General features: G+C 35.9%; 2 protein-coding genes. Both read right to left on the bottom strand.

Features of this window, described 5'->3' with window-relative positions:
* Positions 1-617 (bottom strand): L-lactate permease (locus ACNPNW_RS16345; RefSeq protein WP_448767193.1); only part of this gene is annotated, 617 nt, incomplete at its 3' end.
* Positions 618-841: 224 nt separating this feature from the next.
* On the bottom strand, positions 842-1,008 hold a 167-nt coding region (locus ACNPNW_RS16340), incomplete at its 5' end, for a transposase (protein WP_448767194.1).

Raw genomic sequence — 1,008 nt, 5'->3', positions numbered from 1 at the left:
ATTGGCACCATAAAGGGTAACTGACGACCAACCATTTGACTGATTTCCATGGTGTCAACACCTGAAACCTGCCCAGCGACAATGATCGGAATTCCCATTGCACCAAAAGCAACAGGTGCAGTATTAACTATCAGGCATAGCCCAGCCGCATATAAAGGCTTAAAGCCGAGTCCCACCAACAGTGCCGCAGTAATTGCGACGGGCGCACCAAAACCTGCCGCACCTTCTAAAAACGTACCAAAAGCAAACCCAACTAATAGCATTTGCAAACGTTGATCTTCTGTAATTGACAGAATAGACGAACGAATAACATCAAACTGTCCTGTTTTTACTGAAATCTTATATATAAAAACTGCACCGATAATAATCCATGCAATTGGCCACAGGCCGTAGAAGAATCCATAGACCATTGATGCTAATGCCATTCCAATTGGCATTTTGTATAAAAATAATGAGACCAGAAAGGCTAAAAAAACGGTAATTGTAGCGGCTACACTACCCTTCATGCGAAAAATAGCTAACGCTAAAAAAAAGAAAATAATTGGAACTAGCGCAATAGCACTCGAAATCCAGATATTGCCTATAGGATCATAAATTTGTTGCCACTGTTGAAGCATTGTCTACTCCTTGAAATGCTTAACTACTAGATTGAACAGTTTATTGTACTTAAACACTAAATTGGTATGACCAATTTAGTGTTTAAGAGATAAAATGTGCATTTTGTATTGGCGATATTAGTAATATTAGCCCAAAAACACAATATAAAAGATTTAATTTATTTTTTGGTATGACCAATTTTTATAATCTCTTAAAATTTTATATATTAGATTTCTTTCATAATTCACTTTTTACTCAGCTCAAAATTATAGATTCCCACAATTAAATTAAATCTTAATCCTAGTCTTTTGCCAGGGTTGCGATATCGCTCGGCAAGGATTTTGAAGGTTTTCAAAGTTCCAAATACCTGTTCAATCCCAATTCTTCTTTTATTGATTTCTTGGTTATAAA

The organism is Acinetobacter endophylla (genome assembly GCF_053543775.1).
The sequence above is the reverse complement of the archived record's forward strand: the minus strand, read 5'-3'. Positions and strand labels throughout refer to the sequence as shown.